The sequence below is a fragment of the Marinoscillum sp. HNIBRBA16962 genome, from assembly GCF_057801515.1.
In genome coordinates this window covers 4,821,920-4,848,131 of sequence record NZ_CM173603.1, presented here as the reverse complement: position 1 = coordinate 4,848,131, position 26,212 = coordinate 4,821,920, and the positions used below count along the sequence as shown (strand labels likewise).

Sequence of the window (26,212 nt, the reverse complement as noted above, 5' to 3'; positions counted from 1 at the left end):
CTAAAAAAAATCCTTACCACGAACCACCAGCATGTAGTTTTTTTGGTCAATAAGATCAAAGGCATATTCCCCTGACTTGGTAGTGTATTTGGGGAGTACTTCTATTCCACTATCAATATCTATTACCGAAACTATTCCATTCATGTCCTGCCCGCTGATAGAGTCGGTAAGGGTACCTTTTACCGTAGTTGTACTGGCTGGATGGGCTTCCATGGGCAATGGGAAAGAGTAGATGTCTTGTTTATTAAGTTGATGGTTGGTTGATCGTGCGAAATATAAACGATTGGTTTTAGGGTTTATAGTAAAATACATTTCGCTTCCTTCATGATTTACATGCGGGCCTACATTTTCTACGTTTCCCCATATGTGATTTGCTTTGGGCACTTTATAAATATCAAATAGTCCAAATGTATTAGGTTGTCCATTAGAGCTAAAATAAAGCACATTATGGGTAGGGTGATAAAACGGACTAAGGTCGTGCTCTTTAGTGTTTATGGCTGGTCCCAGATTACGGGGTTCAATCCATTTACCAAATTGATTTTTGAAAGTGAAGTAAATATCTGTTTTACCAAAACCGCCCTCTCGATCGGAAGCAAAATAGAGCGTATCTCCGCTGTGAGATAAGGTGGGGTGTGATTCCCATTTAACGCTGTTTACCAGTGACCCCAGGTTTTTAGCAGGCCCCCAGGAGCCGTCTTTTTGTAATGAACTTACAAACAGGTCACAGTTTCCATAAGAATCGGGGCTATTGCATCTGGAAAAGTACAGGGTGCTTCCGTCCGGACTCAGGCATCCGGATCCTTCATTGTACCGAGAGTTTATTTCTTTGATTTCCGTTGCTCGTGACCAGTTACCGGTACTGTCTCTCGTGCTTATATACAGGTTTTCGTTTACGTTTTGTGAGGGAAGACCTAAATGGTTTCGCTGTGAGGTGAAAAGCAGGGACTGTGATTGCGCGTGAAATACCGGCCCATAATCCGGCCCATCACTGTTTATCTTGCTTCCCAGGTTGATCGCTTTACTGTGTGGAGCAACTACTTTATCTACTTTATTTGAATGATCGGAAATTTGATAGTAATAGTCCAGAGAAACGTAGCTGCCGTTTTCCATCTGGTTGAGTGAATCTTTTACTTTCCTTATTTCACTAAATTCGATCATCGAATGATGATGTTTGAAAACCAGCTTGTAGAGGGAAACTGCCCCCTCATTATACCCCAGAGATGCTGTAATTTTTGCTAATTGCCAGATCAAATAAGTATCCTTCTTAAAATTTCCCATGCCAAACTGACCAATGTAGGTACATAATGCATTATACAGCTCAATCGTGTCCTTTTTTTTGCTTAGGAGGCGAATTTCCTTTAACAGGTCTTCGTCATGAAAATAATATTGTTCGTTAATTTTAGAAAAGCTCAAAGCTTCCTGTAGTCTTATTGCACTTGCACTGTTAAAAGAAATCTTTTCCTCAGGGTCAGTTTTAGAAGCTTTTGCACCGAAGCTCCCCAGGCAGGCCAGCCAGATCATTAAAATCGTTTTCATAAGACAGCAGTTGTTGGATCATTACAAAGATCAGTTGCTGAATGGATGATTGTTAGGGTGAAAAACCTAATGTGAGAAATAGGGGAGACCACCAATCCTGTACCAGGAAAGCTTTTAAGCGCTTGTGGTAAGAGAATTAACAGAGATTGTCTAAAGAATCAATATGGATTCAACTTAGGAATTGTACTTAGGTAAATTTCTATTTCGTTGTATGCTATTTACTCCTGATCGCCTGCATCCTGAGCTGACCTGTAGATCTCAAACTCCACTCTGCGGTTGAGGGCTTTGGCTTCTTCAGTGTCTTCCTCCATAATAGGCATGGTGCTTCCGTACCCTTCCCATTCTACACGCCCGGAGGCTACTCCGGCAAACTCTACAATGTAATCCCGAATATTTTTAGCTCGCTCCTTTGAAAGCTGCAGGTTGAAGTCAGCACTCCCAAAGGAGTCTGTATGGCCGGAAATTTTAAGCTTGAATTCGGGATTGTCATAAAGGAAATTAACGATCTTATTCAGGTCTGCATACATTTCTTTTTTCAGTCTGGCTTCCCCGTTATCAAACTCAATTGACTCAAACTTTACACGGCTTGCCAGTGGTTCTGTCACTTTTTTCAGCTCCGTAGGTCCGTCCAGAAAGAAAGCATCTTCAATGCGAAAAAAGTCATCACCCTGGATTACGAGCAGGTAATTTCTATTATTGATCAGGTTGAATTCAAAAGTTCCGTCATCTTTTAGAAATCTCGGCGCTACCTCTACTCCCTCATCCAGGTCGATAATCGAAACAATTCCTTTAAAAGGTTTACCGGTCAAAGAGTCTGTCAGGGAACCCGATACCTGAGTAGTAGCCAGAGGCTGTGCCTCCATGGGCAGGGGGAATGAGTAAATATCCTGCTTGTTAAGATCGCGGGAAATGGATCTTGCATAAAAAAGTAACTCCGAATCAGAATCTATTGTAAAGTAGAATTCACTTCCTCTCCCATTAACCAGCGGTCCGATATTGTAGGGCTCAGACCATAACCCATCTATTCTATGGGACTTATAGATATCAAATTCCCCAAAATTGTACAGCTGGCCGTTTGAGCTGAAGTAAAGCACATCAAAGATCGGATGATAAAAGGGGCTTACATCATTGTTGCGGGTATTGATCACAGGACCCAGGTTTTGGGCGGGAGCCCACCGGCCATTCTCTGATTTATAAGTAAAATAAATATCAGAAAGCCCAAAGCCGCCCAGCCGGTCAGAAGCGAAGTATAAGGTGTCTTCTCCATGTGACAGAGAAGGGTGTGAGTCCCAGCTGAGGCTATTGACATTTGATCCCAGGTTTTCGATCTCTCCCCAGGTACTGTCAGGTTGGAGTTTTGCGGTAAATAAGTCACAATCTCCGTAGCAATCCCTGCAGTCACAGCGGGAAAAGTATAGCCGCTTACCATCTCTTGTCAGATAAGCTGATCCCTCATTATACCTTGAGTTGATCTGACTTAATTCCTTAGCGTCTGACCAGTTTCCATAATCATCCTTTTTGCTGAAGAAAAGGTCTTCATTATCCATGCGCTTAATGGTCAGGTCCATTTCATTTCTTTTTGAAGTAAAAAGCAACACATTGTTTTGCACATTCAATGTTGGCGCATAATCTGCCTTAGGACTATTGATTTCCGCCCCCATGTTTAGAAGCACGCCGCGGGGTGGCCTCAGGGTGTCTATCAGGTTTCTGTACTCGACCAATTCATAATAATAGTCCAGGGGCACGTACTGTGCGGCCTCCTGAGTGTTTAGAGAATCATAGTACAACTCAATCTCCTTGAGATTGATACCGGTATGGTGATGCCTTAAAACCAGTCTGTAGAGACTTTTGGCCTTTTCAGGATCATCAAAAAGCTCTGTAAGCTTGGCTAGCTGCCATATCAGCCGGGTGTCCTTGTAAAAATTCTGAACACCAAAACGGCTCACATAGTCCTGGAGTTGGGTGTATAATGTTTCCCAGTTTTTTGCATCCCAGTTTTCTCGAATAGATTTTAGCTTCGATTCGTTATAGTAGTCAGGTATGCGATTAATGTTTTTGAAATCATAAATATTGAGGGTGACATTCGAAGGGACAGAGTCCGTCTGAATCTGCCTGGAGGCAAGTCTTTGAGCGTTCAGTGAGTAAATGATAAGGGTCAGCCCGAAAGCGGTGAAAATGCGGATTCTAAGTCCTCTCATAAAAAAACCATGTCTTAGCGACAGTCACTTTTCAGAATTCGGTTAAAGATAACATGATTTATAGCATCAAAAGCTAATTTGGCATACCTATTGACAATATAAAGCAATATACTTCTGCACGAGACCTTTCGAAAAAAAGGACCAATAAGCAGGAGTTGGTAAAAAAGCTGAAAATCAGTGGTTTGTTAACGATCAAATTGAACTAAAAATCGAAAAACACCGGCAAATTGGTCTTGTAAAAGTAGCTTGCTTACTGTTAGGAGTAGACAAAAGTGGTAAAAAAGCAGGCTTTTTCTGACAAATTGACACATAAGTTTATGCAAGAAGATAAATTAAATTACCCTTTAAATTTCACAGATTTTTTAGAAGATGAGTCCGGAGAGCTGATTGAGCTGGTGGCTGATGACGAAGGAGCGGAGCTCAGTGATGACCACCTCCCGGATGAACTTCCGATCCTCCCGATCAAAAATACCGTCCTCTTTCCCGGAGTTGTGCTTCCGATTACTGTAGGCAGGACCAAGTCTATCAGACTGGTAAAAAAAGCCTATAAAGGCAATCGTATCATTGGTGTTTTGGCGCAAAAAAACACCAAAAAAGAAGAGCCTGGTTTTAATGATTTGTATGAAGTAGGTACAGTTGCTAAAATCCTGAAGATGCTGGTTTTGCCAGATGGAAATACGACTATTATCATTCAGGGACAGCAGCGGTTCAACATTGTGAAAGGACTTCAGGAGGATCCGTTTTTGAAGGCAGCTTTTGAGATTATCAAAGAGCGGGATGATGTGTCTGAAGAAGAGATAAAATCCATCACATCTTCTCTGAAGGAAGCTGCATACAAAGTACTTAAGCTAAATCCGGAGATTCCAAAGGAGGCACAGGTAGCTTTGGAAAATATAGAGAGCTATACGTTTCTGACGCACTTCCTCTCCTCCAATATCAACGCGGAGGTTTCGGATAAGCAAAAGCTGCTTGAAACCAATGACTCCAAGAGGCGGGCAGAACTGTTGCTCAAGTACATGCTGAAGGATATTCAGATCCTGGAGCTGAAGCAGGAGATTGCCAATAAGGTACATTCGGATATTGATCAGCAACAGCGTGATTACTACCTGCGCCAGCAGATGAAAGTTTTGCAGGATGAGCTTGGGCAGGATGGACCGGATCAGGAAATCAATGAACTCCGGAAAAGAGCCGCCGATAAGAAATGGCCCGAAGAAGTAAAAGCTCACTTTTTCAAGGAGCTGGATAAAATAGGCCGGATGAACCCGGCAGCTGCAGAATACCCCGTGGCGATGAGCTATGTAGAGTTGTTGGTAGACTTGCCCTGGGATGAGGTGACACTGGATAATTTTGACCTGAAGCATGCCAAAAAGATCCTGGATAGAGATCATTTTGGTTTGGATAAAGTCAAAGACAGGATCCTTGAATACCTGGCCGTTCGCAAACTCAAAAATGATCTTAAAGGCCCGATCCTTTGCCTTTATGGACCTCCCGGAGTTGGTAAGACTTCATTAGGACGGTCTATAGCTGATGCACTGGGTCGGAAGTATGTGAGGATGTCCCTGGGAGGTGTTCATGATGAAGCTGAAATACGAGGACACAGAAAGACTTATATTGGAGCAATGCCCGGTAAGATCATTCAGAACATCAATAGAGCCAAGACCTCTAACCCGGTATTTATCCTGGATGAGATCGATAAAGTTAGCTCTGACTTCCGGGGCGATCCTTCTTCAGCATTGCTTGAGGTACTGGATCCTGAGCAAAATAATGCGTTTAAGGACAACTATCTGGAGGTTGAGTATGACTTATCCAAGGTCTTATTTATAGCAACGGCAAACTCCCTGGATACGATCCAGCCACCTCTGAGGGATCGGATGGAGATCATAGATATTACCGGGTATACTCTGGAAGAAAAGGTTGAAATAGCAAAGAAGCACCTGATTCCCAAGCAAAGAGAGGAGCATGGCTTAAAAGCTGAGGATATATTGTTTGATAAGAAGGCGCTTGCTAAACTGATCAATGATTACACGAGAGAATCCGGTGTGAGGAATCTGGAACGTAAAATAGCTTCAGTGATCAGAAATACAGCCAAGTCCATAGCCATGGAAGAGGAGTATTCCAAAAAGATCAATGACACTGAAGTACGTAAGATCCTTGGACCGGAGGATTTTGATAAAGAAACCTACGAAGACAATAAGTTGCCGGGAGTAGCTACGGGCCTTGCATGGACCCCTTCCGGAGGAGATATTTTGTTTATAGAAGCCAGCCTGAGTCGGGGTAAGGGTAAGCTGACGCTTTCAGGACAACTGGGTGATATAATGAAAGAGTCTGCTATGACGGCATTATCCTTCCTGAAAACGAATGCGGAGGATCTCGGTATTGACTACCGGGTTTTTGAGCACTATGATCTGCATGTGCACGTGCCTGCAGGAGCCATCCCAAAAGATGGACCCTCAGCAGGCATCACGATGCTGACAGCTCTGGCATCTGTCTTTACTCAAAGGCTGATCAAAAAGAAGCTGGCCATGACCGGGGAAATAACCTTGCGAGGCAAGGTACTGCCTGTAGGAGGTATCAAAGAGAAAATCCTGGCAGCACGCAGAGCGGGTATTAAAGAGATCCTCATGTGTCATAAAAATGCCAAGGATCTGGAAGAGATCAATGATGATTATATTAGGGGGCTGAATATTCATTTTGTAGAATCTGTGCAAGATGTTTTGAAAATTGCGTTATTGAAGGATAAACCGAAACACCCAATGGAGTTTATTATTCCTGAAACCAGCACAAAATAACTTGAGGATTCTGTGCTTCATATTGCTCCTGGCCACTTTTGAGGCCCACTCGCAGTTCAGTGGCAGTCAATCGGTCAACGCGCCTTTTGGAGCTCGAAATGCAGCGCTTGGAGGTAAGGTTGTTTCTCTTGCAGATGGGGACCTGATGCAATTTGCCCACAACCCGGCAGTCCTTGATTCCGTGAAAGCTGGTGAAGCGACTCTGAATTTCAGTCCGTATTTTGCAGGCATTTATTCTTTTTCAGGAGCATACCATGCGGAGTTTAATAAAATTGGTAAGCTGGCTATCGGGATGACATACCTCAACTACGGGGATTTTGAAGAGACTGCAGATAATGGGGATGCTATAGGTGGATTTCAGGCACAGGATTATGTGCTGATGGTCGGCAAAAGTCATCGGATCAGTGCATTTACACTTGGCGCCAATATGAAGTTTGCTTACTCCGGAGCTGCCGGATATGGGGCCTCTATGCTTATGATGGACCTTGGCGGAGTTTACAGTGCTCCTGATATGGATTTTTCTGTTGGCCTGGTCTTTAAAAACCTCGGAGTGGTTTTGAACGATTATAGTGGAACTTCTCTGACAAGGGTCCCTTTTGATGTGCAGATAAGCTCATCAGTGAAACCGGAACACATGCCTTTTCGGTTTAGTATTTCGGCTCATAGTCTGGTGGTGAATGACTTGTATTTTGAAGATGAAGGTGATTTAAGTACCTCACGTGCCGTAGAAATAGCTGATAAGTTGCTTAGGCATGTTAATATTGGCACGGAGTTGATTATCCATGAAAACATTCAGCTCTTATTTGGGTATAGTCATGTAAGGAGACAAGAGTTGCGAAAAGATGAGGCTGCGTATGGAGCAGGATTTAGCTATGGATTTTTAATTGGGGTCAAAAAAATCAAAATCAGGTATGCTCATGCGACTTATCATGCAGCCGGAGGTACTGATTTTTTCACGCTTCAAGCCAACTTAAACGCATTTAGAAAGATTTTGTAACGAAAGAGATATGAATAAGAACTTAACACCAAGACAGATAGTCGCTGAATTGGATAAATATATAATTGGTCAGAATGATGCAAAGCGCAATGTCGCCATTGCGCTACGAAATCGCTGGCGAAGAATGAACGTGAAGGAAGATATTCAGGGTGAAATTGTTCCGAACAATATTCTGATGATAGGGGCTACGGGTGTTGGTAAAACAGAGATTGCCCGCAGGCTGGCTCACCTTGCTGAAGCTCCTTTTACCAAAGTAGAAGCCTCCAAGTTTACTGAGGTAGGCTATGTGGGGCGAGATGTCGAAAGCATGGTGCGGGACCTTGTGGAGCAGTCTGTCAATATGGTCAAGATTGCTAAAAAAGAGGAGGTCAAAGAAAAGGCTAAAGAAATTGTTGAGGGGATCATTCTGGATGCTCTGATTCCTCCACTGAAGGGTACTCCCACACCCCATGCATCAGGAGTAGGTAAAGATCAGCCCGAGGATGAGCGGGAGCTCAATGAAAAAACCCGTGAGCGTTTTCGTGAGAAGATCAAGAACGGTGAGATGGATGAACGGAAGATCGAGATCAACGTGAAGCAAACCGCCAACCCTGGCATTGGTATGGTGGGAGGAGGTATGGATGAAGCTTCCATGATCAACCTGCAGGAAATGCTGGGAAATATGCTCCCTAAGAAGACCAAAAAACGGAAGGTGACTATTGAGGAGGCCCGCAAGCTTCTCATGGAGGAAGAGACCAGTAAACTCATCGATATGGATGAGGTAAAAGAAGAGGCAATGCAGAAGGCTGAGAATACAGGGATTATTTTCATAGATGAGGTTGATAAGATTGCCGGAGGAGGCCGAAATGGCCAAAAGGGTGGTCCTGATGTAAGTAGAGAGGGTGTTCAGCGTGATCTGCTACCAATAGTGGAAGGCAGTGCCGTGAATACGAAATATGGTATCGTGCATACGGACCATATCCTTTTTATAGCTGCGGGAGCATTTCATTTCAGCAAACCTTCGGACCTGATTCCGGAACTTCAGGGCCGGTTTCCTATCCGCGTGGAGCTGGATAACCTCACCAAGGGAGATTTCCTGAGTATCCTCAAAGAGCCAAAAAATGCTCTGACAAAGCAATACATAGCGCTGATAGGGGCGGAAGATGTGAACCTGACCTTCCAGGATGATGCTTTGGAGGAACTGGCAGAGATAGCATTTCAGATCAACGAGGAGGTGGAGAACATCGGTGCGCGTAGGTTGCATACAGTCATGAGCAAGCTGCTTAACGATATACTTTTTGAGATACCGGATAAAATTGGGCCGAATGCCCAGATCGTTGTGGATAAAAACATGGTGCAGGAAAGACTGCAGGGCCTTGTGAAGGATAAAGACCTTAGTCAGTATATTCTATAATCCACCTGAAAACACATGAAATGAGCATAAGGCTAAATGGCAATCCGCGACGCGTAGTCCGCGACGCGTAGTCCGGGACGTTTTCAGCCAAAAGCCATAGGCAGTAGGCAGTAAGCGGTAGGCAGTAGCAGTAAGCAATGACCAATGGGCAATAGGCAAAAAGATGATAGACAATACCTTAAAAACAGCCAAATAAAGGCTAATAGCCAACAGCTAAAGACTAAAAGCCAATTTTTAAACACATGAAAAGGTTTCCTGGTTTGTAAGTCTTTTTTATGTCAGGGCTTATCTAGTGCTGCGTTAAGTATAAATTGTCGGAACAAACTCCCGCTGACCCGCCTGCCAGAGTAGTACGGCGGCCAAGTGTCGCAGAAAAACGCAGAAATGAATTGAGAATCAGCGAAGACCTGCCTTTGCCGGAAGTGGCTACTGCAGGCAGGTCAGCGTAATCTGCGGGAAATGAAGAGTGCTGTTACACTATGCCTGAGACATTATATCGTTAACATTACACTAGCTATTTAAGCTTTTTGGGAGAAATGAAAAAATTCTTTCTGGCAACAGATGAATTTATTTCTTTCCACGAATCACACCTGAAAGAGATGCTGAAAACCCCACAAGTCGGCAGGTTATCCAGATATTCTTCCTGCAGGTGATTGATAAATGCAGTGAAGCCCGGATTGTGCCCGAATATGGCCAGAGTATTAACTCCCAAATCCTCAATTATTCCCATGATCTCTTTTGTGCCAGCCATGTAAAGCCCGTTTGAAAGTTGGATTTGATCTTCCGGATAGCCCCATTCGTCAGCAATAAATAGCGCCGTATAAAGAGCCCGGCTGGCAGTGCTTGTAATCATCAGCTCAGGGGTAGGAGCATTTGCACTCAGGTGTTTAGCTATTTTTCGGACATCACTTCTTCCGCGTATGCCCAAAGGCCGGTCGTGATCATCCAGATCAAAACTCCAGGAAGATTTGCCATGACGTATGATGTAAAGGGTTTTCATTTTTTGAAGTTAATGGTTTTTATTTGATCAGTCCGGCAGGTAAAAATCAAATATATTTTCCTTCATGCATTTGAAGTGTCCCCTGGGACATTTGTTGTACCCGATCTTGCTGCATGGTCTGCAGTTGAGCTTTTTGTTTTCGAAAATGGAAAACTTCGTCCTGTAAGGGTACATGCCGAACTCCGGTATGGTATTTCCCCAGATAGTGAAGGTTTCTTTTTTGAAAGCTGCCGCAATGTGCATAAGCCCTGTATCGTGGGTAAAGACCCAGCGGGCCTGTCGGATAAGGGATGCTGATTGGTTGAGGTTAAACCTGCCACATCCATTGTAAACGATCGCTTTCTTTCCGAGTTTTCTTAACCCCTCATCAAATTTGTCAAAACCAACTTTTCGCTTAAAAAAAGACTCAATTTCTGCACCTGTCTGGTGATCCTCTTTTCCTCCAACGAGAATGACAGGCTTATTGATTCGGTCACACAGCTCGATCAGCCGTCCTTTAGGAAGGCGTTTTGTAGCCCATTTTCCGCCTATAGCCAGCGCTACAAATCCTTTTCTGAAAGGTTCCGGAAGCCACTCCGGGTCCACCTCATCTTTTTCAGGGATAAAATAATCCAGCCCCAGGCTGTCCATTTTGATGTTAAGCGGTTTTACAGTTTCCATGTATCGATCCACAATGTGTGTGTTGGGCATCAGGTTGATCTTGAGGTTGGTGAAAATCCACTTTTTCAAATTGAGCTTGTGGTAACTATACGATCTTGTGCGAAGTGCAAACTTTATTTTCCAGGTTCGCAGGTTGTGGTGCAGATCGATGATCAGGTCAAACTTCTCTTTTTTCAACTCCCGGATCAGTTCACCAGTACTTGCTTTCAAGAGGTGAATGCTGTCCAGGTATGGGTTCTCCTTCAGGATGGGGTGATATTCAGCTTTTGTAGCATAGTGCAATGTAGTATTTTCCAATTGCGTTTTCAGGGCTCTGATAACGGGTGTGGTAAGAACAATATCTCCTATGGAAGAAAACCGGAGGATTAGTATTTTCATGCGTATATAATTTGACTTTTAGCTCTTAGCCTTTGGCTTTTGGCCGAAAACTTATATTCATATTCAGTAGGACTACGCGTCCCGGACTACGCGTCCCGGACTACGCGTCTCGACATCATGCTCATTTCATTGGCAGAAATTTAATCCATTAAAAATGGATGTCATGTGATGAATATGTTTAACGGGATAAATTGTACATTTAACTAAGGTTTAGGGGGAAGCTTAACCTAATTGTTTAAAATAAATTTGAGAATTACAAAATTAAAAAAAAACCAGTGACGCTGGAAATGGTTAAATCAGATGAGCGACTTAGTGATATGGTTCTTGTCAGAAACTCCCGGCAGCCTGTAAAGCAAGAGGAGTTTGACCTGATCGTAGCTATGGCAATACCTAAGGGAAAATGAGCTAAAGACTGTTTAATGACTGTGCGAATATTCATAGGAATCTACTTTTTACTGACGGTTATTACCGGGTTTTCTCAGCGGAAGAAAGAAAAAGATACCAGTGATTACATCTACCAGCCAAACCGTGTAGAGTTTGAAATAGCGGACTTTGATATGGATTACCGGATCATACCCGGTGAGGATGAAGGGCTGCTGGTGGTGGTAGAAACCACTGACAGATCTGGCGATGGGTATAACTGGACCTTTCACTACCTGGATACATTGCTTAAAGTACAGTGGACGAGGATCTATACCATCCCTTTTGATAGCTACCTGACCGGTTATGAGTATTACGACGGTATGTTTTACCTCTTGTTTAATGCTTCCCGGTACCACAATGAGGATCTGCTGCTGTACGAGATTGATATCTCGGCGGCCACTTTTCGGGAAATAGAAGTAAATACGGTTTTCCCGATTCAGTTAACATTTTTTGAAGTAATTGGGCCTAATGTGCTGCTGGCAGGGTATACCAACTATCGACCGGTTCTCCTCAGGTTTGACCTGGAAGAGCAGCGGCCGCAGGTTGTGCCCGGCTTTTATGATAATAAGAGTGATATTCTGGATATCATCATCGACGATGAGGCGGGTATGTTTTCAGTGATCCAGTCAGAAAAGATGAATAATAAAAAATATACCGTTCGGTCAAAAACCTTTACCGCTTCAGCCGATCTTATCCAGAATAATGTCATCAGTCCGGGTGACCGCAAAAATCTTGTGGATGGTGCCAGCACCATATTCTATGGAGGATTTCAATACCTGGCGGGTACTTATTCTAAAAAAGCATCACAGTATAGCCGTGGCCTGTACCTCGCCAAATTCATCAACGGCAGACAGCAGTTTGTAAAATATCACGAATATGCTGATCTCAACAATTTTTTCGGATACATGAATGAACGCCGCGAACAACGTATTAAAGAGCGTATCGAGCGCCGCAGGGCAAAAGGCAAGCGGGTAAAATTCAGCTACCGGCTTTTAGTCCATGATATCATACAGAGAGAAGATGAGTATATTCTGCTCGGAGAAGCTTACTACCCCAGATACTCCAGTTATAGCACCGGCGCCCCGTATGCTGGTTACGGTGGTTTCAACAGACTGAATCCCAGCTTTATGGGCTATAATTATACCCATGCCGTAGTAGTAGCCTTTGACCGTAATGGGAATATACTGTGGGATAACAGCTTTGAGATCAATGATGTGGAGACGTTTGCTCTGGAAGAATACGTCACGGTCAGCACTTACAAGGATAAGATCGTACTGATGTATTTGCAGGAAAATGAGATCCGGTCAAAAGTTATTCAGGGCAATGAAATATTAGAAGGGAAGTCCTTCAGTCCGGTAAGGCTGGCACATGAAAATGATGAAGTGAAAACCAGGAATCCGGAAATAGAAGGACTGAAGTACTGGTACGGTAACACAATGTATGCATTCGGTGAGCAGCGAATCAAAAACACAATAATAGACGGTGATAGGACGCGTAAGGTATTTTATGTGAATAAAATCCAATATCATCTGGAGGAGAATCCAAATTAAGTAAGATGCTACTATATTTGCATGCAGTTTGATCATGCAAAAACGACTCCTGTTCAACAGCAAACTACTGAATGTCACAATCAGCCGATTGTGCCAGCATCTCATTGAAAATCATAGCGATTTTTCCGACTCTGTAATCCTGGGCATGCAGCCCCGAGGGATCTACCTTGCGGAGCGGATTAAAAAACAACTGGAAGCCAGCCTGGATAAAAAGATACAACTGGGCTACCTGGACACCACGTTTCACAGAGATGATTTCAGAAGGCGTGATCAGCCACTTTCTCCTAACCAGACCAAGGTTCCATTTATCATTGAAGATAAAAAGGTCATATTGATCGATGACGTTTTGTATACGGGCAGGTCTGTTCGTGCTGCGCTGGATGCCATGACGATGTTTGGGCGACCGGCCAAGGTAGAACTGCTGGTGCTTATTGATCGGATGTACAGCAGGCACATTCCAGTAGAGGCCAACTACATAGGGAGAAAAGTAAATACCATGCCCTCACAAAGGGTGCTTGTAGAGCTTGAAGAGCAAGGTAAGAAAGACAATATATGGTTAATGAACGAGACTGAATGAGCCAGTTAAAAACAAAGCATCTCTTAGGTATCAAAAACCTCGACCCGGAGGAAATCCATCTGATTTTTGAAACTGCGGATAATTTTAAAGATGTTTTGAATCGGCCCATCAAGAAGGTTCCTTCCCTCCGTGATGTTACAGTTGCCAATGTTTTTTTTGAAAACTCTACCCGGACGAGGTTATCCTTTGAGTTGGCAGAAAAACGTCTTTCGGCGGATGTGATCAACTTTTCTTCTTCATCCTCCTCAGTAAAAAAGGGCGAAACACTGCTGGATACCGTCAATAATATCCTGGCGATGAAGGTGGATATGATTGTAATGCGTCACAGCAGTCCCGGAGCGCCACACTTCCTGTCGCGCCATATCAAGGCTAATATTATCAATGCTGGCGACGGTACTCACGAACACCCTACTCAGGCGCTGCTGGACAGCTACAGCATACGCGAGAAAACCGGCGATGTAGCCGGGAAAAAAGTGGTGATCGTCGGGGATATCCTGCATTCAAGAGTGGCATTGTCTAACATCTTTGCGCTTCAGAAGCTCGGTGCGGAGGTGATGGTTTGCGGGCCAGCTACTTTATTGCCCAAGCATATTGATTCGCTGGGCGTAAAAGTGGAGCTAGACATCAAAAAAGCCCTGGAGTGGTGTGATATAGCCAATGTACTTCGTATCCAGCTGGAGCGGCAAAAGATGCGGTACTTCCCATCACTGCGTGAATACTCGATCTATTACGGGATCAATAAAAAACTCCTCGATACGCTGGATAAAGAAATTGTGATCATGCATCCGGGCCCGATCAACCGGGGAGTGGAGCTGACCAGCGACGTGGCAGACTCTGAGCACTCCATCATACTGGGTCAGGTAGAAAATGGCGTGGCAATTCGGATGGCAGTGTTGTATCTGCTGGCAGGGCAGCAGTAGGTGTTAGGCTGGGGTCATTCTCCGAATAGCTGCTAATTCCTCAGCTTTAGCATGGGATTCTTCCTCAATATCAAAGTCATCTTGAAGTCCCAACCAGAATTTGGGAGTTGTACCGAAATATTGACTCAGTCTTAGTGCCGTGTCAGCTGTAATGCGTCGGTTCTTTTTTAAAATTTCACTTATTCTGGTTTGAGGAATTCCTAGTTCCTTTGATAACTTGTAAGCTGAAATCCCCTTAGGTTTTAGAAATTCTTCCGAAAGGATCTCGCCTGGATGTATGTTTGGTAGTTTTTCCATTTAGTGATAATCTATAATTTCAACTTCTTTAGCATTCCCCAACAGATCAGAGGGAGATTTAAAAAACCAAAAACTCCTCGCGCTCAGCATCAAGGAAAATCATTCTGTCTCTGAAAAGGTTATTGCCGATCATCCCTTCCATTCCTGAAAAGTAAAACGCGGCATGAATATACCAGGGAAAACCTTCTACATAGGTAACGCTATTCAGTAAGAGTTCCCCCTTTCCGATAGCCATTTTTTTGTTCGACTTTGCGGAATATACTTTGAGTTTCCGGTCAAGCTGGTTGGTTTCGTGGACAATGACATCTTTTGGGTTAGCAGCCAGCTCATGGAAATTGTCCTTTGACGTAATCAGGTCGTATGAGCTTGCCCCGGTATCCCACATAAGCTTTTTCTGATCACCATCTACAACTGCCGGTATCAGCACCCTTCTTTCCTTAAATTCAAATTTCGCCTTTTCCATGGTTCGAATGGAGTCAGGGACTTCTTTGAAGAAAAAAGCCGTGGAGTGCCTGAAATCCAGTATGGTTTTTGTTCTTTCGAGAAAATCCGCTCCCAGGGTTCCGATGATGATTTTAGCTTCTTTGTTATTCCATTCAATTGGTCGTCCAAAGTTTATGTTTTTCACTGAGTCGTAAGTCAGGTGAAATTTATCCAACTGCACATCAAATGAATTGAGATAGGGGATGTTTGCCTGAACTATGTCAGGATATCTTTGAGCCAGGTCTGCCAGAGGCCGGTTGTAAAGGACGGATCGTATTGCTCCAATATCAAACTGCATGTATAGTGTGTCGGGTATTTCCCCGATTCTGACCGGTACCAGCATAGCAGCCCGGTCACTGTACTCATTTTTGGTCCAGGATATACTTATTGATGCTGAGCTTCCTTTTACCTGTAGTAAATTGGCCGGGGCTTTCATCAGGTTTTTGAAATAAAAAGTGCCAGCAACAGCAGAAATGATTATCAGTGCAATTACAGTCAGGAGTACTTTCTTTACCATAGTTTTTTGATGCAAAGTACGCCTCCTGAGGAATGGATATCTACGTCATTTGTATGTCAATTATTGGACATTTTGTGGTCAATAGCTATTCAAACCAGGGTGGGCACCCTGGAGTAAATTTTATCCCAGTCCTCATGTCGGATATGTGTGGCAGCAATGATCGTCATCACAATATTAAACAGCCAGAAGCCCAGGTAGGTAAAGATGACCGCACCGGATACAGTAATAGCCGGCTTTTCGAATAGCAACAGAGCAAAGGGAGCTGCAATTAATGAAAAAGAGGTCACGATCATCCAGATTATTTGGAAGCTAACCACCTGACTTCCAATCTGTTTAATGAGCGGCATGTGCCGGTACTTCCACCATAAGATTAATGGGGCAACTACATTGGATAGAGGCAGAAATAGAATGAGCAACGCCGATAAATTAATCCATTTCAAAGCTTGTGCTTCATCATCCGGGGATTGGTAGGTCCCATGGTTATTCAGTGAGTTGATGTCCAGTTCCAGTGCCCGGGCAATTTGATTTAAGGTGTAGCCCCGGGGGGTTGATGCACCCGTTTCTACTCGCTGGATGGTGCGAAGGGTTATGCCGGACCTATCGGCCAGGGCCTCCATAGACAGCCCTTTTTGTGTTCTTAAGCTTCTTATTTTAGTTCCTATAGAATCGGCTTTCATGATTTTACACTGATCAGAAACTAATCTAGTGAAATCCGATGAAGCTGGCAATCGTTCTGACTTTTCGAGAGGCCAGCCTCTTTAGCTGAGGCCACAAATTGGCTGATGACGAATCTGTAAAACCCTGTAATACAGTGTCTTTCGCAACCAGCCCGGATAAACTTCCGGGCTGGTGGTAGTAACCATCAAAGTATTTCTACTTCCTCAGGTACCATGAGAAACAACACATAGCCCGTAATTGAAGTCACTGCCAAAGGAGGAGTACCACGGAATTTCCCAACCCATCCTTTTTTTGTACTTCATTAATTTGGCTAATGGCGCTAAAGAGACCAAAACCAGGCTGGTGTTACGTGCATGGAGGTGCGAAAGATCAGCAATCCAGATTTCGAATTGTTTAATCGGCATAATCAATCTCCTCGAACTCATTTAGTACTGACAATGAATCTGCTTTAACTATCCTGGATTCCTTTTTCAATTTCTTCTCAAGAATCTGTTTACGTTGAAATTTATTATAAAATTCAATTGCCTCGTTAATGTATCGATTACGAGGTTTTTTTATTCGAGCTAGTATTTTTTCAGTCTCTCCGAAAATCGAATCGTCTATTTTTAGTGATACTGTTTTCATGACATCCTCATTTTCATATCACAAAAGTAGATCTTATTTAGTGTATCAATCAAGTATATTCAATGTGCTACACTAGCAAAAAGAATTACAAGGTTTTACTGACTTTGTACTATGTCGCTTTCAGTTATGGGGAGTAGCCGTGAATCCTCTAAAGAAGCAATCCGGTGGCCAGCGTATTTAAGGTACTCTTCATTCTGAGCAAATTCCATAAACCTGGATACTGACTCATGCTGAACGATCAATACAGCGTCCCATTTCTCACTTTCAGGACCAATTAAGAAACTGTAACTTTTGCCATAAAAGACTACGGCACTTCCTGCTTTTTTTAGTAAGGGTAATGTGTGCTTCATATAGAGACCGTAAGCTTCTTCTCCGGGTATTTCATTTTCTGGTTTCAGGTTTTCCAGGTTGGAGTAGTCGGCCACTTCCCTGAATCGAAGTAAATTCAGCATGATTACCTTCCCTTTTTGGATGAAGTTTTGGTAAAACTCTTTTCCAGCATCCGGAGTTGCTTCAATATATCTTGTCATATTTCTTTTTACTCAAAGATCGATTTGTTCAAACTCCCATGCATTGATATAGATCAAGATCTTATGGTGAGGTTTTTTCTGATTCTACTGACCGTTTCGGGGCTTACGTTCAGAAAGGATGCGATTTCATACTGTGGCACTTTGTCCATTATTTCACGATGTGAGTTTAGCAGGTCCAAATATCTCTCTTCTGCGGTTTGGAGTCTTAGCGCTTCCAGTTTTTGATGTATTGATATAAACAAGGTCTCAGCAACCTTTCGTGCTATCTGTTCAATAAACAGGTGGTCACGGGATAGTTCCTGAAGTTTTTCTCTGCTTATTATTTTTAAAGTGGAATCTTCCAGGCAGGTTATATTTTTTGTGGATTCCTGTTGGGTTAAAAAACTATAGTAATTTGAAACAAACTGATTTTCGAAAACAAAATCATCGATAACTTCTCGTTCATTCCCTGTTAAAACACATTTCAGAAGGCCTTTTTCCACAAAACCGATCTTATTGCAGACCCTTCCGGCTTCAATGAATTTTTCATTTTTGGTATATTTTTTTACCATAAAACCAGCTGAAAAAATTTCGGCTTCTTCCGGGGTAATCTCGAATGTATTGATCAGGAATTCGTTCATGTAAATCTAAATTCGACATAATATTACTAAACCTTTAGTGAAAGGCTTATAGGTGCAGGATAAGGCTCAGGTGTTATGCTGTGGAAACCTTAGTATCAAGTCAACTCATGCAGCACTTCACCTTCTCTTCGCTTTCGCTTCCAGCGCTTATGGGTCCAGATCCATTTGGTGGGGTCTTCCAGGATCTGTTGCTGTAGTCGGAGGGTATGCTGCTGGGTGATCTTCCCATAAGGGGATTTGTCGGCATTTTCTTCCAGCACTTCGTAAGTCACTTCGTAGTAGCCGCGCCTTAGCTTATTGATGTAGCCGTAGATCACGGGGCAGTCATATTCCCGGGCGTATTTCTCCACGCCATAGAAAACGGCCGTTTCCTGGTTAAGGAAGGGCATCCAGTAAACTTTTTTAGCGGTAGTGGGAGACTGGTCTGCACCAAATATGGCCCCAAAAGGCTTTTCATGGCTAGCAGAGTAGATCTCTTTGACTTTTTTCGCCGGGTGGAGGATCATGCCGTATTTTCCACGGGATTGATTGACCTTCCGGTCCATGAATTTGTTTTTCAGGGGCTTGTACAGACCGTAGACCTGGTGGGGAACCTGTGCATCGATCGAGACGGCCATCAGCTCCCAGTTGTTGTAGTGCCCGCCGACCAGCACAAGGTTTCTGTTCTTTTCGTATAGTTTTTGCCATCGCTCCGGGTCTTTCAGGGTGCATCGCCGGATCGCCTCTTCCTTACTGATGCTAAAAAGTTTTATAGACTCCACGAGAAGGTCACAAAAATGTCTGTAAAAACCTGAGGCTATTTGCCTGATTTCTGTTTCCTTTTTGTCCGGGAAAGCATTTCTGAGATTTGTGAACACCACCTTTTTCCGGTAACCTGCGAGCCTGTACATCAACAGGTACAAACCGTCTGAAAGGATGTAAAGAACTCGAAAGGGCAGGTAAGAAAGTGGCTTTAAAAATAAGTAGTATATAAGTGCCATAAAAGGGGGCAAATATAGGGATTAGCCGGGTTTATGATATATTAAACCGTTAGATAAGTGAATCTTTTAGCATATTCTTTAAGCCCACGTCCGCACCCCGATCACTCCATACCATGCCAGATAGGTCATTATAAAAAAGTGGAAAATAGCGAGTGCTGCATAAAACCAGAAGGCAGGTCGGCTCATGTGTTTGTTGGCTTTCCAGGCCTGGAAAACGGACCATAGCACAGTAACGGCAAAAAGGATGGACAGGACAAACAATGTGATGGAGAATAGCCCTGGTTCAGCAAGCAGGTCAAATGCATTGTTTCCTCCGATGATCAGCATGATAGTAAAAACAAAAATGATAAAGCTGGCAATGGTGGTGAAAAGCCGTAATTGCTTTTCACTCTTCGGATGGTTTTTGCGTGATTTCAATACAAACCAAAAAAAGCTTACAATACCACAAATGATCATGGTGAGCAACCAGACCAGTATAAATACGATCTGGCCATTGGCTATAAACCCTGAGACAGGTTTCAAAACTCTCGTCCCCCGGTGAAGTACCGGACCGGCCAGAGGGTCTTCTACGGAGATCAGGGTCACCTCGCCTGATTTGGAATTCACGAATTCAGTACCCGAAACGGGTTGAAATTCCGTACCCCGGTTATTCATCAGGCTTTTCAGGCGAACCTTTCCATTTCCATAATCCACCAGACGCTGTATTTCAATGAGTCGGGTAAAGAAATAAGGCCCCTGGGATCGGGGGTTTATGGGCATATAATAACCCTCCAGATCAGCTATGGTTTCTTTGGTCACTGCTGAAGTATCTACTGGTGGGGTTTCTTTTTTGGTGAGCCCTTCGATCTCAAAGTCCCGGATGAGGTTAGTGATTTCATTTAGTCCATTTCCACTGCTACAGTTAATCATTACAATGTGACCAATGCCATGCTCTGGCAGGTATCCCATGTCAGTGAGGCCTCCGTTTACGCCTCCATTATGTCCATGAAAAACAAAACCCTCATAATCGGTGGTATAGTTATGGAGGCCGTATCCGATTTTCATTCCGGCTTGTCCTGCAGGGGTCGTTTGAGGGAGTTCCATCCTTCGGATCGAGGCTTCGCTAACTATTTGAATGCTATCCATCTTGCCGCCATTGAGCAAGAGTTGAATGAAAGATGCCATCTCACTGGCGGATGAATTGATAGACCCGGACGGCCGCTGTAAAATGTGCCAGTATTCCTGAGGCTCATTCCCCTGGTAGAGGGCAGCGCCGTGTGCATCGTAGTATGCTGTTTTGAAGTAGGTGGTGTGCTCCATCCCCAGTGGGTCAAAGAAGTTTTCCTGTACATAATCTTCAAAGCGCATCCCCGTTACCTTCTCAACAATATACGCCGCTACAGGTGGACCGGAGTTGCAGTAGGCCATTCGGGATCCGGGGATCCATCGCGATTTTCTGGAATGCGGGTGGTAATCCAGTCCTTCCTTCAGAGTGAGTGGTTTTGGATTATTACTGGCATATTCGGTCAGGTGAAAATCATCCCAACCTGTGGTATGCTCCAGCAGGTGTACGATGCGGACAGGGTTGGTTTCTTCCCACTTGTTTTCAAAGGCTATTTCAGGCACCAACTCACGAACTTTGTCCTGTAACGTAAGCTTACCTTCTTCCTGTAATTTCAGGATGGAAAGCGCCACAAACATCTTGGATACTGAGCCAATACGAAAGAGTGTGTTGGAGTCAGCTTTGATTTCCTTCTCCCGGTCCGCCATGCCCAGATTTTCTATCCACACCGGGCCTTCTTTTCGCACAATAGCCACACCAACAGCCGGAACGTTGTGATAATCCATTTTTTCCTCTATTGCAGTCCTGAGTTTTGCTAATTTGGTAGAATCGGGTTGTCCTGAAGAAGAAAAAGCCAGGCCCAGGAGGGCGGCAAAAAATGTAAGGCGAATCATAGTTTTAGAGGTTTACAATAAAACTACAAAAAAATGAGCTGAAAGGGTGGACTTACTTTCCCTGCCTTTCGCTCAGAGTCTCTCAACGCGGACTCTGAGATTGTAAGGCGAGGGGGACGCATATCTCAATTATTGTAAGGATTTCGTGAGAATGTTTCTCAGAGCCCCTTCAAGAGACTCTGAGTGGAACGAAAAAATGGAAGTTAAATGCCTGATTACCTTCCTGTGTAGTTAAATGGAGTGATTTCCATCAATTCTGCCTTCACTTCATCGGAAACATCCAGTCCGCTGATGAAGATGTGAAGCGTTTCTTTCGTGATCTTCTTCCCGGTTCGGGTCAGATCTTTCAGAGCTTCATAAGGGTTTGGATAGCCTTCTCGTCGGAGGATGGTCTGTATGGCCTCAGCTGCCACGGCCCAGTTTTCATCCAGGTCTTTTCGTATCGCTTCCTCATTCACCTCCAGTTTTTTGATGCCTTTCTCCAGGGAAGTCAGCGCCAACAACGAGTGAGCAATGGGCATTCCTACATTTCTCAGGACAGTGGAGTCTGTCAGATCACGTTGCAGTCTGGAGATTGGAAGTTTTGCACTTAAATGTTCGCAGAGGGCATTGGCTATCCCAAAGTTCCCTTCAGCATTTTCAAAATCGATCGGATTGACTTTGTGCGGCATGGCCGAAGACCCCACCTCGTCTTTCTTGATTTTCTGTTTGAAGTAGTTCATGGCTACATACTGCCATACATCTTTGCTAAAATCCATAAGAATGGTATGGATACGCTTCAGTACATCAAAAAGTGCCGCAAAGTGGTCATAATGCTCGATCTGAGTCGTGGGATAGCTTCGCTTCAGTCCCAGCTTTCCGGATACAAACCGATCCCCAAACGCATGCCAGTCCTGATCAGGATACGCTACGGTATGGGCATTGAAGTTGCCTGTAGCGCCTCCGAATTTTGCTGCATAAGCCGTAGATTCCAGCGTGTTTAGCTGCTCTTTCAGCCGTGCCACAAATACGTCCATTTCTTTCCCCAACCGGGTGGGAGAAGCTGGCTGACCGTGAGTACGGGCCAGCATGGGGATGTCTTTCCAGTCGCCCGCTACTTTGCTGATCAGGTCAATGATATTTTTTAACCAGGGAATGAACACTTCCTGCAGGGCATCTTTGGTGGAGAGTGGGATCGCCGTATTGTTGATGTCTTGCGAGGTGAGCCCAAAGTGGATAAACTCTTTGCTTTTGCTGAGACCCAGGGCATCAAACTTTTCTTTCAGGAAATATTCAACGGCTTTTACATCGTGGTTTGTCACCTTTTCGATCTCCTTGATCTTTTGAGCATCCTGCTCTGAGAAATTTTCATAAATAGCCCTCAGGTCAGTAAACTTTCCGTGATCTACTTCGGTTAATTGCGGTAAAGGGAGCTCACAAAGTGCAATGAAGTAAAGCACTTCCACCTTGACTCTATAGCGAATGAGGGCAAACTCAGAGAAATACGGTGCCAGGGCTTCTACTTTAGATCGGTACCTGCCGTCAATGGGTGAAATGGCTGTAAGTTGGTTGAGCTCCATTTATTTTGATTTTTGAAGGTGCAAAAATAGCCCATTAAGATAAACTTGTGGGTCAATCTCATGAGTTTTACCTTTGCCCGAATTTTAATCAGCAGGAAACATGGCGTTTGGAATATTTAAGCGAAAGAAGAACAAGAAAAAAGGCAACGAGCGGTATATGACGCTCAAGATTAAAGAGGTTGTAAGCACAGCTAAGGATGCAGTGAATCTGGTATTTGAACAACCTGAATCTCCATTTAATTATAAACCCGGACAATTTATTACCATCATCCATGAAGTGGCAGGGAAAAAGCTCAGAAGAGCCTATTCGCTTTGTACCACGCCTTTTGAAGATGAATTTCCTGCTGTGACAGTGAAACGAGTGCCGGGTGGTCTTATGTCTAATCAGATCAATGATGAATTTAAGGCGGGTGACGAAGTGCAGATCATGGAGCCTATGGGGATGTTTACCACAGAATACAATGCCTGGGAGCCTCGTCATGCCGTGTTTATTGGTGGTGGAAGTGGGATCACACCGCTCTATTCGCTGCTGCGATCTGTTTTGCTCAAAGAGCCTAAGAGTAAAGTAGCGCTTGTTTACGGCAACCGCAGAGAGGAATTTATCATCTTCAAGGACCAGCTGGACGAGCTGAAAAAGCAATTTCCCGAGCAATTTGAGTTGGTTCATATCCTGGAGGAAGATCCGAATAATCTGGCCGAATTTCACGGGCGCCCCACACCAGAGATGATTGGAGCCATTATTGATCATTTGAATTTCCCCGTGGAGTCAGAATTTTATATCTGCGGACCTGCGCCTATGATGAACGTGACTTATGAGGGCCTTAGTCAGATTGGCATTAAGCCTGACCAGATCCGGATGGAATCGTTTGAAGCCGGAAAGACTTCTCCTGAGGAAATCATTGCAGATGAATCAGCTCCCACCAAAGGAGAATCAAAAACAAGCGAAGTAACCATTCTCATGGATGGGGAACAGTACGTGATCCAGGTGCCAATGGATGAAAGTATCCTTGACGTTGGTTTGGATCAGGATCTGGACATGCCTTACAGCTGTCAGAGTGGTCTGTGTACGGCCTGTCGCGGTAAATGCCTGGAAGGTGAGATCAGTCTGGATGAAGCTGAAGGCATCAGCCAGGATGAGATTGACGAGGGCTACAGGCTCCTTTGTGTAGGTAAACCCCTGACGGATAAGATCAAGGTAGAGATCGGTTAATGGTCTCTTGATGATCTGGTAATCAGATTTTCGTTTCTCTTTTTTAACCCGTCTGCCCTTCGGGCAAATTCTGCTTTGTTGTAGAATTGGGGTTAACTTGTCAGTAAAAGTTTAAGCCATGAGAAACCTGACCCTGATTGCTCTGATTTTTTGCCTCTTTGCCTGCAATACTGAAAGGAAACCCGACTATTCTCCTTTAGAGGAACCCGTCGCACATCTTTATGACTCGCTGCTGAAGCCATTTTACCACGGTGTGGCTTCAGGAGATCCGATGCAGGATCGTGTGATCATCTGGACCCGGATTACTCCGGAGGATTCTTTGCCGGAGGTATCGGGCACCTGGCAGGTGTCAGAAAGCGAAGATTTTGGTGAGCCCATACAAGAAGGAACTTTCACTACTAATCCTGCTCGTGACTATACGGTGAAGGTGGATGTAGAAGGCCTGGCGTCCGGGACCATTTACTATTATCGTTTTTCAGCCCTTGGCGAAAACTCCATTACCGGCCGTACCAAAACCACATCGGAAAATGCAGGATCACTCCGGTTTGCTGTAGTCAGCTGCTCAAACTACGAATGGGGATACTTCAGTGCCTACGGACGCATTGGTGATTACGATATCCTGGATGCGGTCATTCACCTGGGAGATTATATTTATGAATATGCTCCGGGCGGTTATGGAGACACTACGATTGGCCGAAAACACATTCCGGCAAAAGAAATTATCACTTTGCAGGATTACCGAACCCGATACTCACAATATCGTTTAGACCCGGATTTGCAATCTGCCCATGCGAATCATCCGTTTATTACTATCTGGGATGATCATGAGATAGCCAATGACACCTACAAAACAGGAGCCCAAAACCATCAGGAAGGGGAGGGGTCGTTTGATGAGCGAAAGAAAGCAGCAATCCAAACCTACTACGAGTGGATGCCCATACGAGAAGATGAAGATCTTTATCGAGCGTTTGATTTTGGGAAACTGGCAGATCTTTTTATGCTGGATGAGCGGATCGTGGGCCGAAGTAAACAACTGGACAGCATCACGGATCCGGCTTACAAAAGTGAAGACCGCTCAATGCTGGGGCAAAAGCAGTTGAGCTGGTTAAAGGGTCAGCTGGCAAACAGTGACTCAAAATGGAAGATCATTGGCAATCAGGTGATTTACTCAGATCTGGATCAAAGTGCTGTTTTCCCCAATAACCCCAGAAACCTGGATAGCTGGGATGGCTATCCTGCGGAGAAAAATGCTATAGCCTCATTTATCAAAGAGAATGCTCTTGAGAACGTCATCTTCATTACCGGTGATACACATTCTTCCTGGGCTTTTGAATCTGTGGTAGGGGAGGTTTCGGAAGAGCCTGTAGCCGTGGAGTTTGGCACTACCAGTATCAACTCGGCCAATTATGATGAATACTCCGACCTGGATACAGTGCGAATGGCTGAAAAGCTTTATAAGGAGTCAAACCCTCATCTGAAGTATTCAAACCTGGCAGATCATGGGTATTTGCTGCTGACTTTGACTCCCGACCGTGCAAAGGCAGATTATTTTTATATGGAGACACTCAGAAAACCGGATGCCAGTCGGGTCGCAGGACCTTCTTTTGAGGTTTTAGGTGCTAATAAGGTTCAGCAGGTGGGAGAATAATAGTTCTTTACTCTTTTTTCTTTTTGCGCCCTGCTTCCCGCAACGCTTTATCTATGATCCATTCGAGTTGACCATTGGTGCTGCGGAACTCGTCCGCAGCCCACTTTTCGATGGCTTTCATTGTATCTTCATTTATCCTCAGCGCAAATGCTTTCTTCTTTGTCATATCAATCGGTCATTCCCCAGTTTTCTTTTAACTGCTTTATTGCCTGATCCAGTTCTTCTGGCTTTTGTGTTCCGAGTAAAAGTTTTTTTCCAGTGGGAAAGATCAACTGTAAGCCCCACTTACCGGAGACATTTATTGCTTTCCCTTTTTTCCACCTGGTTCGATAACCCCAGCCTCCATATTCACCTATAGGGTCGTATTTTCTTATGTACATTTCAGCTACATCGCCTTTGTGGAGGTTTTTCATAGACCTGATAAATGGGAAAAAAGAGTAAGAAAGCGTCCCTTCATCCACTTTGATCACCAGCTTCATGACCTGAAACAGCCAGATAATCCCTCCAAGAAGAACAAAAGTGGAAGAGGTAACCAGTACCATAGTCAGGTCACTCATGGGGTTATTACCCCAGGGGTCACCCAGCAGGATCTGCTGATAAAAACCATAAGTCAGGCTCCCGAAAACCGGGAGCGTGACTATGATGAGTACCCACCAGGACCAGGTGTATTTAAAGGTCTGCTCTTCCTGAAATAAAAGCCTTCCTTTCAT

The 26,212-nt window shown here is 44.2% G+C and carries 25 protein-coding genes; 9 read left to right on the top strand and 16 right to left on the bottom strand.

Annotated elements, in window-relative coordinates:
- Together AC3E9V_RS20215 and AC3E9V_RS20210 are read right to left on the bottom strand one after the other, a co-directional pair.
- On the bottom strand, positions 1–1,536 hold the full coding sequence (locus tag AC3E9V_RS20215; protein WP_488749979.1) for a TolB family protein: 1,536 nt from the start codon (positions 1,534–1,536) through the stop codon (positions 1–3).
- A 218-nt stretch (positions 1,537–1,754) separates the two neighbouring features.
- Complete coding sequence (locus AC3E9V_RS20210) at positions 1,755–3,734, bottom strand: OmpA family protein (RefSeq protein ID WP_488749978.1); 1,980 nt, start codon at positions 3,732–3,734, stop codon at positions 1,755–1,757.
- A gap of 317 nt (positions 3,735–4,051) precedes the next feature.
- On the opposite strand from AC3E9V_RS20210, the gene lon reads away from it, so the two are divergent.
- The 3 genes from lon to hslU are packed head-to-tail and all read left to right on the top strand — an operon-like array spanning position 4,052 to position 8,913.
- The gene (lon, locus tag AC3E9V_RS20205; protein ID WP_488749977.1) at positions 4,052–6,523 is read left to right on the top strand and encodes an endopeptidase La; all 2,472 of its coding nucleotides are present in this window, start codon (positions 4,052–4,054) and stop codon (positions 6,521–6,523) included.
- Position 6,524: 1 nt separating this feature from the next.
- Positions 6,525–7,520 carry a type IX secretion system protein PorQ gene (gene porQ / locus AC3E9V_RS20200; RefSeq protein ID WP_488749976.1) on the top strand — a complete coding sequence of 332 codons (996 nt, stop codon included), beginning with the start codon at positions 6,525–6,527 and terminating at the stop codon, positions 7,518–7,520.
- A 10-nt stretch (positions 7,521–7,530) separates the two neighbouring features.
- Positions 7,531–8,913, top strand: coding sequence for an ATP-dependent protease ATPase subunit HslU (hslU, locus tag AC3E9V_RS20195; protein WP_488749975.1), 1,383 nt, complete (start codon positions 7,531–7,533; stop codon positions 8,911–8,913).
- Positions 8,914–9,427: 514 nt separating this feature from the next.
- On the opposite strand, the gene AC3E9V_RS20190 is transcribed toward hslU, so the two are convergent.
- Entirely contained in the window at positions 9,428–9,913 is a 486-nt protein-coding gene (locus AC3E9V_RS20190; RefSeq protein ID WP_488749974.1) for a SixA phosphatase family protein, read from the bottom strand.
- Positions 9,914–9,940: 27 nt separating this feature from the next.
- Positions 9,941–10,951, bottom strand: coding sequence for a glycosyltransferase family 9 protein (locus AC3E9V_RS20185; protein ID WP_488749973.1), 1,011 nt, complete (start codon positions 10,949–10,951; stop codon positions 9,941–9,943).
- 260 nt (positions 10,952–11,211) lie between these two features.
- Between AC3E9V_RS20185 and AC3E9V_RS20180 the strand changes: the two genes are divergently transcribed.
- Genes AC3E9V_RS20180 through AC3E9V_RS20165 form a run of 4 tightly spaced genes read left to right on the top strand, consistent with a single transcriptional unit; the run spans position 11,212 to position 14,421 of the window.
- Positions 11,212–11,355, top strand: coding sequence for an EVE domain-containing protein (locus AC3E9V_RS20180; RefSeq protein ID WP_488753673.1), 144 nt, complete (start codon positions 11,212–11,214; stop codon positions 11,353–11,355).
- 15 nt (positions 11,356–11,370) lie between these two features.
- Positions 11,371–12,924, top strand: a complete 1,554-nt coding sequence (locus AC3E9V_RS20175; RefSeq protein WP_488749972.1) for a hypothetical protein — start codon at positions 11,371–11,373, stop codon at positions 12,922–12,924.
- A gap of 34 nt (positions 12,925–12,958) precedes the next feature.
- Complete coding sequence (pyrR, locus tag AC3E9V_RS20170) at positions 12,959–13,501, top strand: bifunctional pyr operon transcriptional regulator/uracil phosphoribosyltransferase PyrR (RefSeq protein ID WP_488749971.1); 543 nt, start codon at positions 12,959–12,961, stop codon at positions 13,499–13,501.
- Entirely contained in the window at positions 13,498–14,421 is a 924-nt protein-coding gene (locus AC3E9V_RS20165) for an aspartate carbamoyltransferase catalytic subunit (protein ID WP_488749970.1), read from the top strand. Before pyrR ends, AC3E9V_RS20165 begins: the two co-directional genes overlap by 4 nt.
- A 3-nt stretch (positions 14,422–14,424) precedes the next feature.
- Here the strand turns inward: AC3E9V_RS20165 and AC3E9V_RS20160 are convergent, their stop codons facing one another.
- The 10 genes from AC3E9V_RS20160 to purB all read right to left on the bottom strand — a co-directional run bounded on the left by AC3E9V_RS20160 (position 14,425) and on the right by purB (position 22,644).
- A complete protein-coding gene (locus AC3E9V_RS20160) occupies positions 14,425–14,718 on the bottom strand; it encodes a HigA family addiction module antitoxin (RefSeq protein ID WP_488749969.1) in 294 nt (97 codons plus the stop codon).
- 58 nt (positions 14,719–14,776) lie between these two features.
- On the bottom strand, positions 14,777–15,718 hold the full coding sequence (locus tag AC3E9V_RS20155) for a hypothetical protein (protein ID WP_488749968.1): 942 nt from the start codon (positions 15,716–15,718) through the stop codon (positions 14,777–14,779).
- Between the two features lie 89 nt (positions 15,719–15,807).
- Positions 15,808–16,395 (bottom strand): helix-turn-helix domain-containing protein, encoded by a 588-nt coding sequence (locus AC3E9V_RS20150; RefSeq protein WP_488749967.1) that lies wholly within the window; start codon positions 16,393–16,395, stop codon positions 15,808–15,810.
- A 204-nt stretch (positions 16,396–16,599) separates the two neighbouring features.
- Positions 16,600–16,800, bottom strand: a complete 201-nt coding sequence (locus tag AC3E9V_RS20145) for a DUF899 family protein (RefSeq protein ID WP_488749966.1) — start codon at positions 16,798–16,800, stop codon at positions 16,600–16,602.
- Positions 16,790–17,020 carry a ribbon-helix-helix domain-containing protein gene (locus AC3E9V_RS20140; protein ID WP_488749965.1) on the bottom strand — a complete coding sequence of 77 codons (231 nt, stop codon included), beginning with the start codon at positions 17,018–17,020 and terminating at the stop codon, positions 16,790–16,792. Before AC3E9V_RS20140 ends, AC3E9V_RS20145 begins: the two co-directional genes overlap by 11 nt.
- A 95-nt stretch (positions 17,021–17,115) precedes the next feature.
- The gene (locus AC3E9V_RS20135) at positions 17,116–17,550 is read right to left on the bottom strand and encodes a DUF1330 domain-containing protein (RefSeq protein WP_488749964.1); all 435 of its coding nucleotides are present in this window, start codon (positions 17,548–17,550) and stop codon (positions 17,116–17,118) included.
- Between the two features lie 53 nt (positions 17,551–17,603).
- Positions 17,604–18,170, bottom strand: coding sequence for a Crp/Fnr family transcriptional regulator (locus AC3E9V_RS20130; protein WP_488749963.1), 567 nt, complete (start codon positions 18,168–18,170; stop codon positions 17,604–17,606).
- 95 nt (positions 18,171–18,265) lie between these two features.
- The gene (locus AC3E9V_RS20125; protein ID WP_488749962.1) at positions 18,266–19,150 is read right to left on the bottom strand and encodes a lysophospholipid acyltransferase family protein; all 885 of its coding nucleotides are present in this window, start codon (positions 19,148–19,150) and stop codon (positions 18,266–18,268) included.
- 78 nt (positions 19,151–19,228) lie between these two features.
- On the bottom strand, positions 19,229–21,085 hold the full coding sequence (locus AC3E9V_RS20120; RefSeq protein ID WP_488749961.1) for a serine hydrolase: 1,857 nt from the start codon (positions 21,083–21,085) through the stop codon (positions 19,229–19,231).
- 215 nt (positions 21,086–21,300) lie between these two features.
- Complete coding sequence (gene purB / locus AC3E9V_RS20115; protein ID WP_488749960.1) at positions 21,301–22,644, bottom strand: adenylosuccinate lyase; 1,344 nt, start codon at positions 22,642–22,644, stop codon at positions 21,301–21,303.
- Positions 22,645–22,744: 100 nt separating this feature from the next.
- Between purB and AC3E9V_RS20110 the strand changes: the two genes are divergently transcribed.
- Positions 22,745–23,854, top strand: a complete 1,110-nt coding sequence (locus AC3E9V_RS20110) for a 2Fe-2S iron-sulfur cluster-binding protein (RefSeq protein WP_488749959.1) — start codon at positions 22,745–22,747, stop codon at positions 23,852–23,854.
- Between the two features lie 118 nt (positions 23,855–23,972).
- Positions 23,973–25,502: an alkaline phosphatase D family protein gene (locus AC3E9V_RS20105; RefSeq protein ID WP_488749958.1), complete on the top strand. Its 1,530-nt coding sequence runs from the start codon at positions 23,973–23,975 to the stop codon at positions 25,500–25,502.
- Positions 25,503–25,509: 7 nt separating this feature from the next.
- Here the strand turns inward: AC3E9V_RS20105 and AC3E9V_RS20100 are convergent, their stop codons facing one another.
- Positions 25,510–25,668 (bottom strand): type II toxin-antitoxin system antitoxin, encoded by a 159-nt coding sequence (locus AC3E9V_RS20100; protein ID WP_488749957.1) that lies wholly within the window; start codon positions 25,666–25,668, stop codon positions 25,510–25,512.
- 1 nt (position 25,669) lies between these two features.
- Positions 25,670–26,212: a hypothetical protein gene (locus AC3E9V_RS20095; RefSeq protein ID WP_488749956.1), complete on the bottom strand. Its 543-nt coding sequence runs from the start codon at positions 26,210–26,212 to the stop codon at positions 25,670–25,672.

What these genes read in the sequence shown, in the direction of transcription:
- AC3E9V_RS20110 (WP_488749959.1), top strand. Translation starts at nt 22,745, where the DNA reads ATGGCGTTTGGAATATTTAAGCGAAAGAAGAACAAGAAAAAAGGCAAC.
- AC3E9V_RS20145 (WP_488749966.1), bottom strand. Translation starts at nt 16,800, where the DNA reads ATGCCGATTAAACAATTCGAAATCTGGATTGCTGATCTTTCGCACCTC.
- hslU (WP_488749975.1), top strand. Translation starts at nt 7,531, where the DNA reads ATGAATAAGAACTTAACACCAAGACAGATAGTCGCTGAATTGGATAAA.
- AC3E9V_RS20165 (WP_488749970.1), top strand. Translation starts at nt 13,498, where the DNA reads ATGAGCCAGTTAAAAACAAAGCATCTCTTAGGTATCAAAAACCTCGAC.
- AC3E9V_RS20105 (WP_488749958.1), top strand. Translation starts at nt 23,973, where the DNA reads ATGAGAAACCTGACCCTGATTGCTCTGATTTTTTGCCTCTTTGCCTGC.
- AC3E9V_RS20185 (WP_488749973.1), bottom strand. Translation starts at nt 10,951, where the DNA reads ATGAAAATACTAATCCTCCGGTTTTCTTCCATAGGAGATATTGTTCTT.
- AC3E9V_RS20150 (WP_488749967.1), bottom strand. Translation starts at nt 16,395, where the DNA reads ATGAAAGCCGATTCTATAGGAACTAAAATAAGAAGCTTAAGAACACAA.
- AC3E9V_RS20215 (WP_488749979.1), bottom strand. Translation starts at nt 1,536, where the DNA reads ATGAAAACGATTTTAATGATCTGGCTGGCCTGCCTGGGGAGCTTCGGT.
- AC3E9V_RS20190 (WP_488749974.1), bottom strand. Translation starts at nt 9,913, where the DNA reads ATGAAAACCCTTTACATCATACGTCATGGCAAATCTTCCTGGAGTTTT.
- AC3E9V_RS20120 (WP_488749961.1), bottom strand. Translation starts at nt 21,085, where the DNA reads ATGATTCGCCTTACATTTTTTGCCGCCCTCCTGGGCCTGGCTTTTTCT.
- lon (WP_488749977.1), top strand. Translation starts at nt 4,052, where the DNA reads ATGCAAGAAGATAAATTAAATTACCCTTTAAATTTCACAGATTTTTTA.
- AC3E9V_RS20140 (WP_488749965.1), bottom strand. Translation starts at nt 17,020, where the DNA reads ATGAAAACAGTATCACTAAAAATAGACGATTCGATTTTCGGAGAGACT.
- AC3E9V_RS20125 (WP_488749962.1), bottom strand. Translation starts at nt 19,150, where the DNA reads ATGGCACTTATATACTACTTATTTTTAAAGCCACTTTCTTACCTGCCC.
- AC3E9V_RS20130 (WP_488749963.1), bottom strand. Translation starts at nt 18,170, where the DNA reads ATGAACGAATTCCTGATCAATACATTCGAGATTACCCCGGAAGAAGCC.
- pyrR (WP_488749971.1), top strand. Translation starts at nt 12,959, where the DNA reads ATGCAAAAACGACTCCTGTTCAACAGCAAACTACTGAATGTCACAATC.
- AC3E9V_RS20175 (WP_488749972.1), top strand. Translation starts at nt 11,371, where the DNA reads ATGACTGTGCGAATATTCATAGGAATCTACTTTTTACTGACGGTTATT.
- AC3E9V_RS20135 (WP_488749964.1), bottom strand. Translation starts at nt 17,550, where the DNA reads ATGACAAGATATATTGAAGCAACTCCGGATGCTGGAAAAGAGTTTTAC.
- purB (WP_488749960.1), bottom strand. Translation starts at nt 22,644, where the DNA reads ATGGAGCTCAACCAACTTACAGCCATTTCACCCATTGACGGCAGGTAC.
- AC3E9V_RS20155 (WP_488749968.1), bottom strand. Translation starts at nt 15,718, where the DNA reads ATGGTAAAGAAAGTACTCCTGACTGTAATTGCACTGATAATCATTTCT.
- AC3E9V_RS20160 (WP_488749969.1), bottom strand. Translation starts at nt 14,718, where the DNA reads ATGGAAAAACTACCAAACATACATCCAGGCGAGATCCTTTCGGAAGAA.
- AC3E9V_RS20095 (WP_488749956.1), bottom strand. Translation starts at nt 26,212, where the DNA reads ATGAAAGGAAGGCTTTTATTTCAGGAAGAGCAGACCTTTAAATACACC.
- AC3E9V_RS20100 (WP_488749957.1), bottom strand. Translation starts at nt 25,668, where the DNA reads ATGACAAAGAAGAAAGCATTTGCGCTGAGGATAAATGAAGATACAATG.
- AC3E9V_RS20210 (WP_488749978.1), bottom strand. Translation starts at nt 3,734, where the DNA reads ATGAGAGGACTTAGAATCCGCATTTTCACCGCTTTCGGGCTGACCCTT.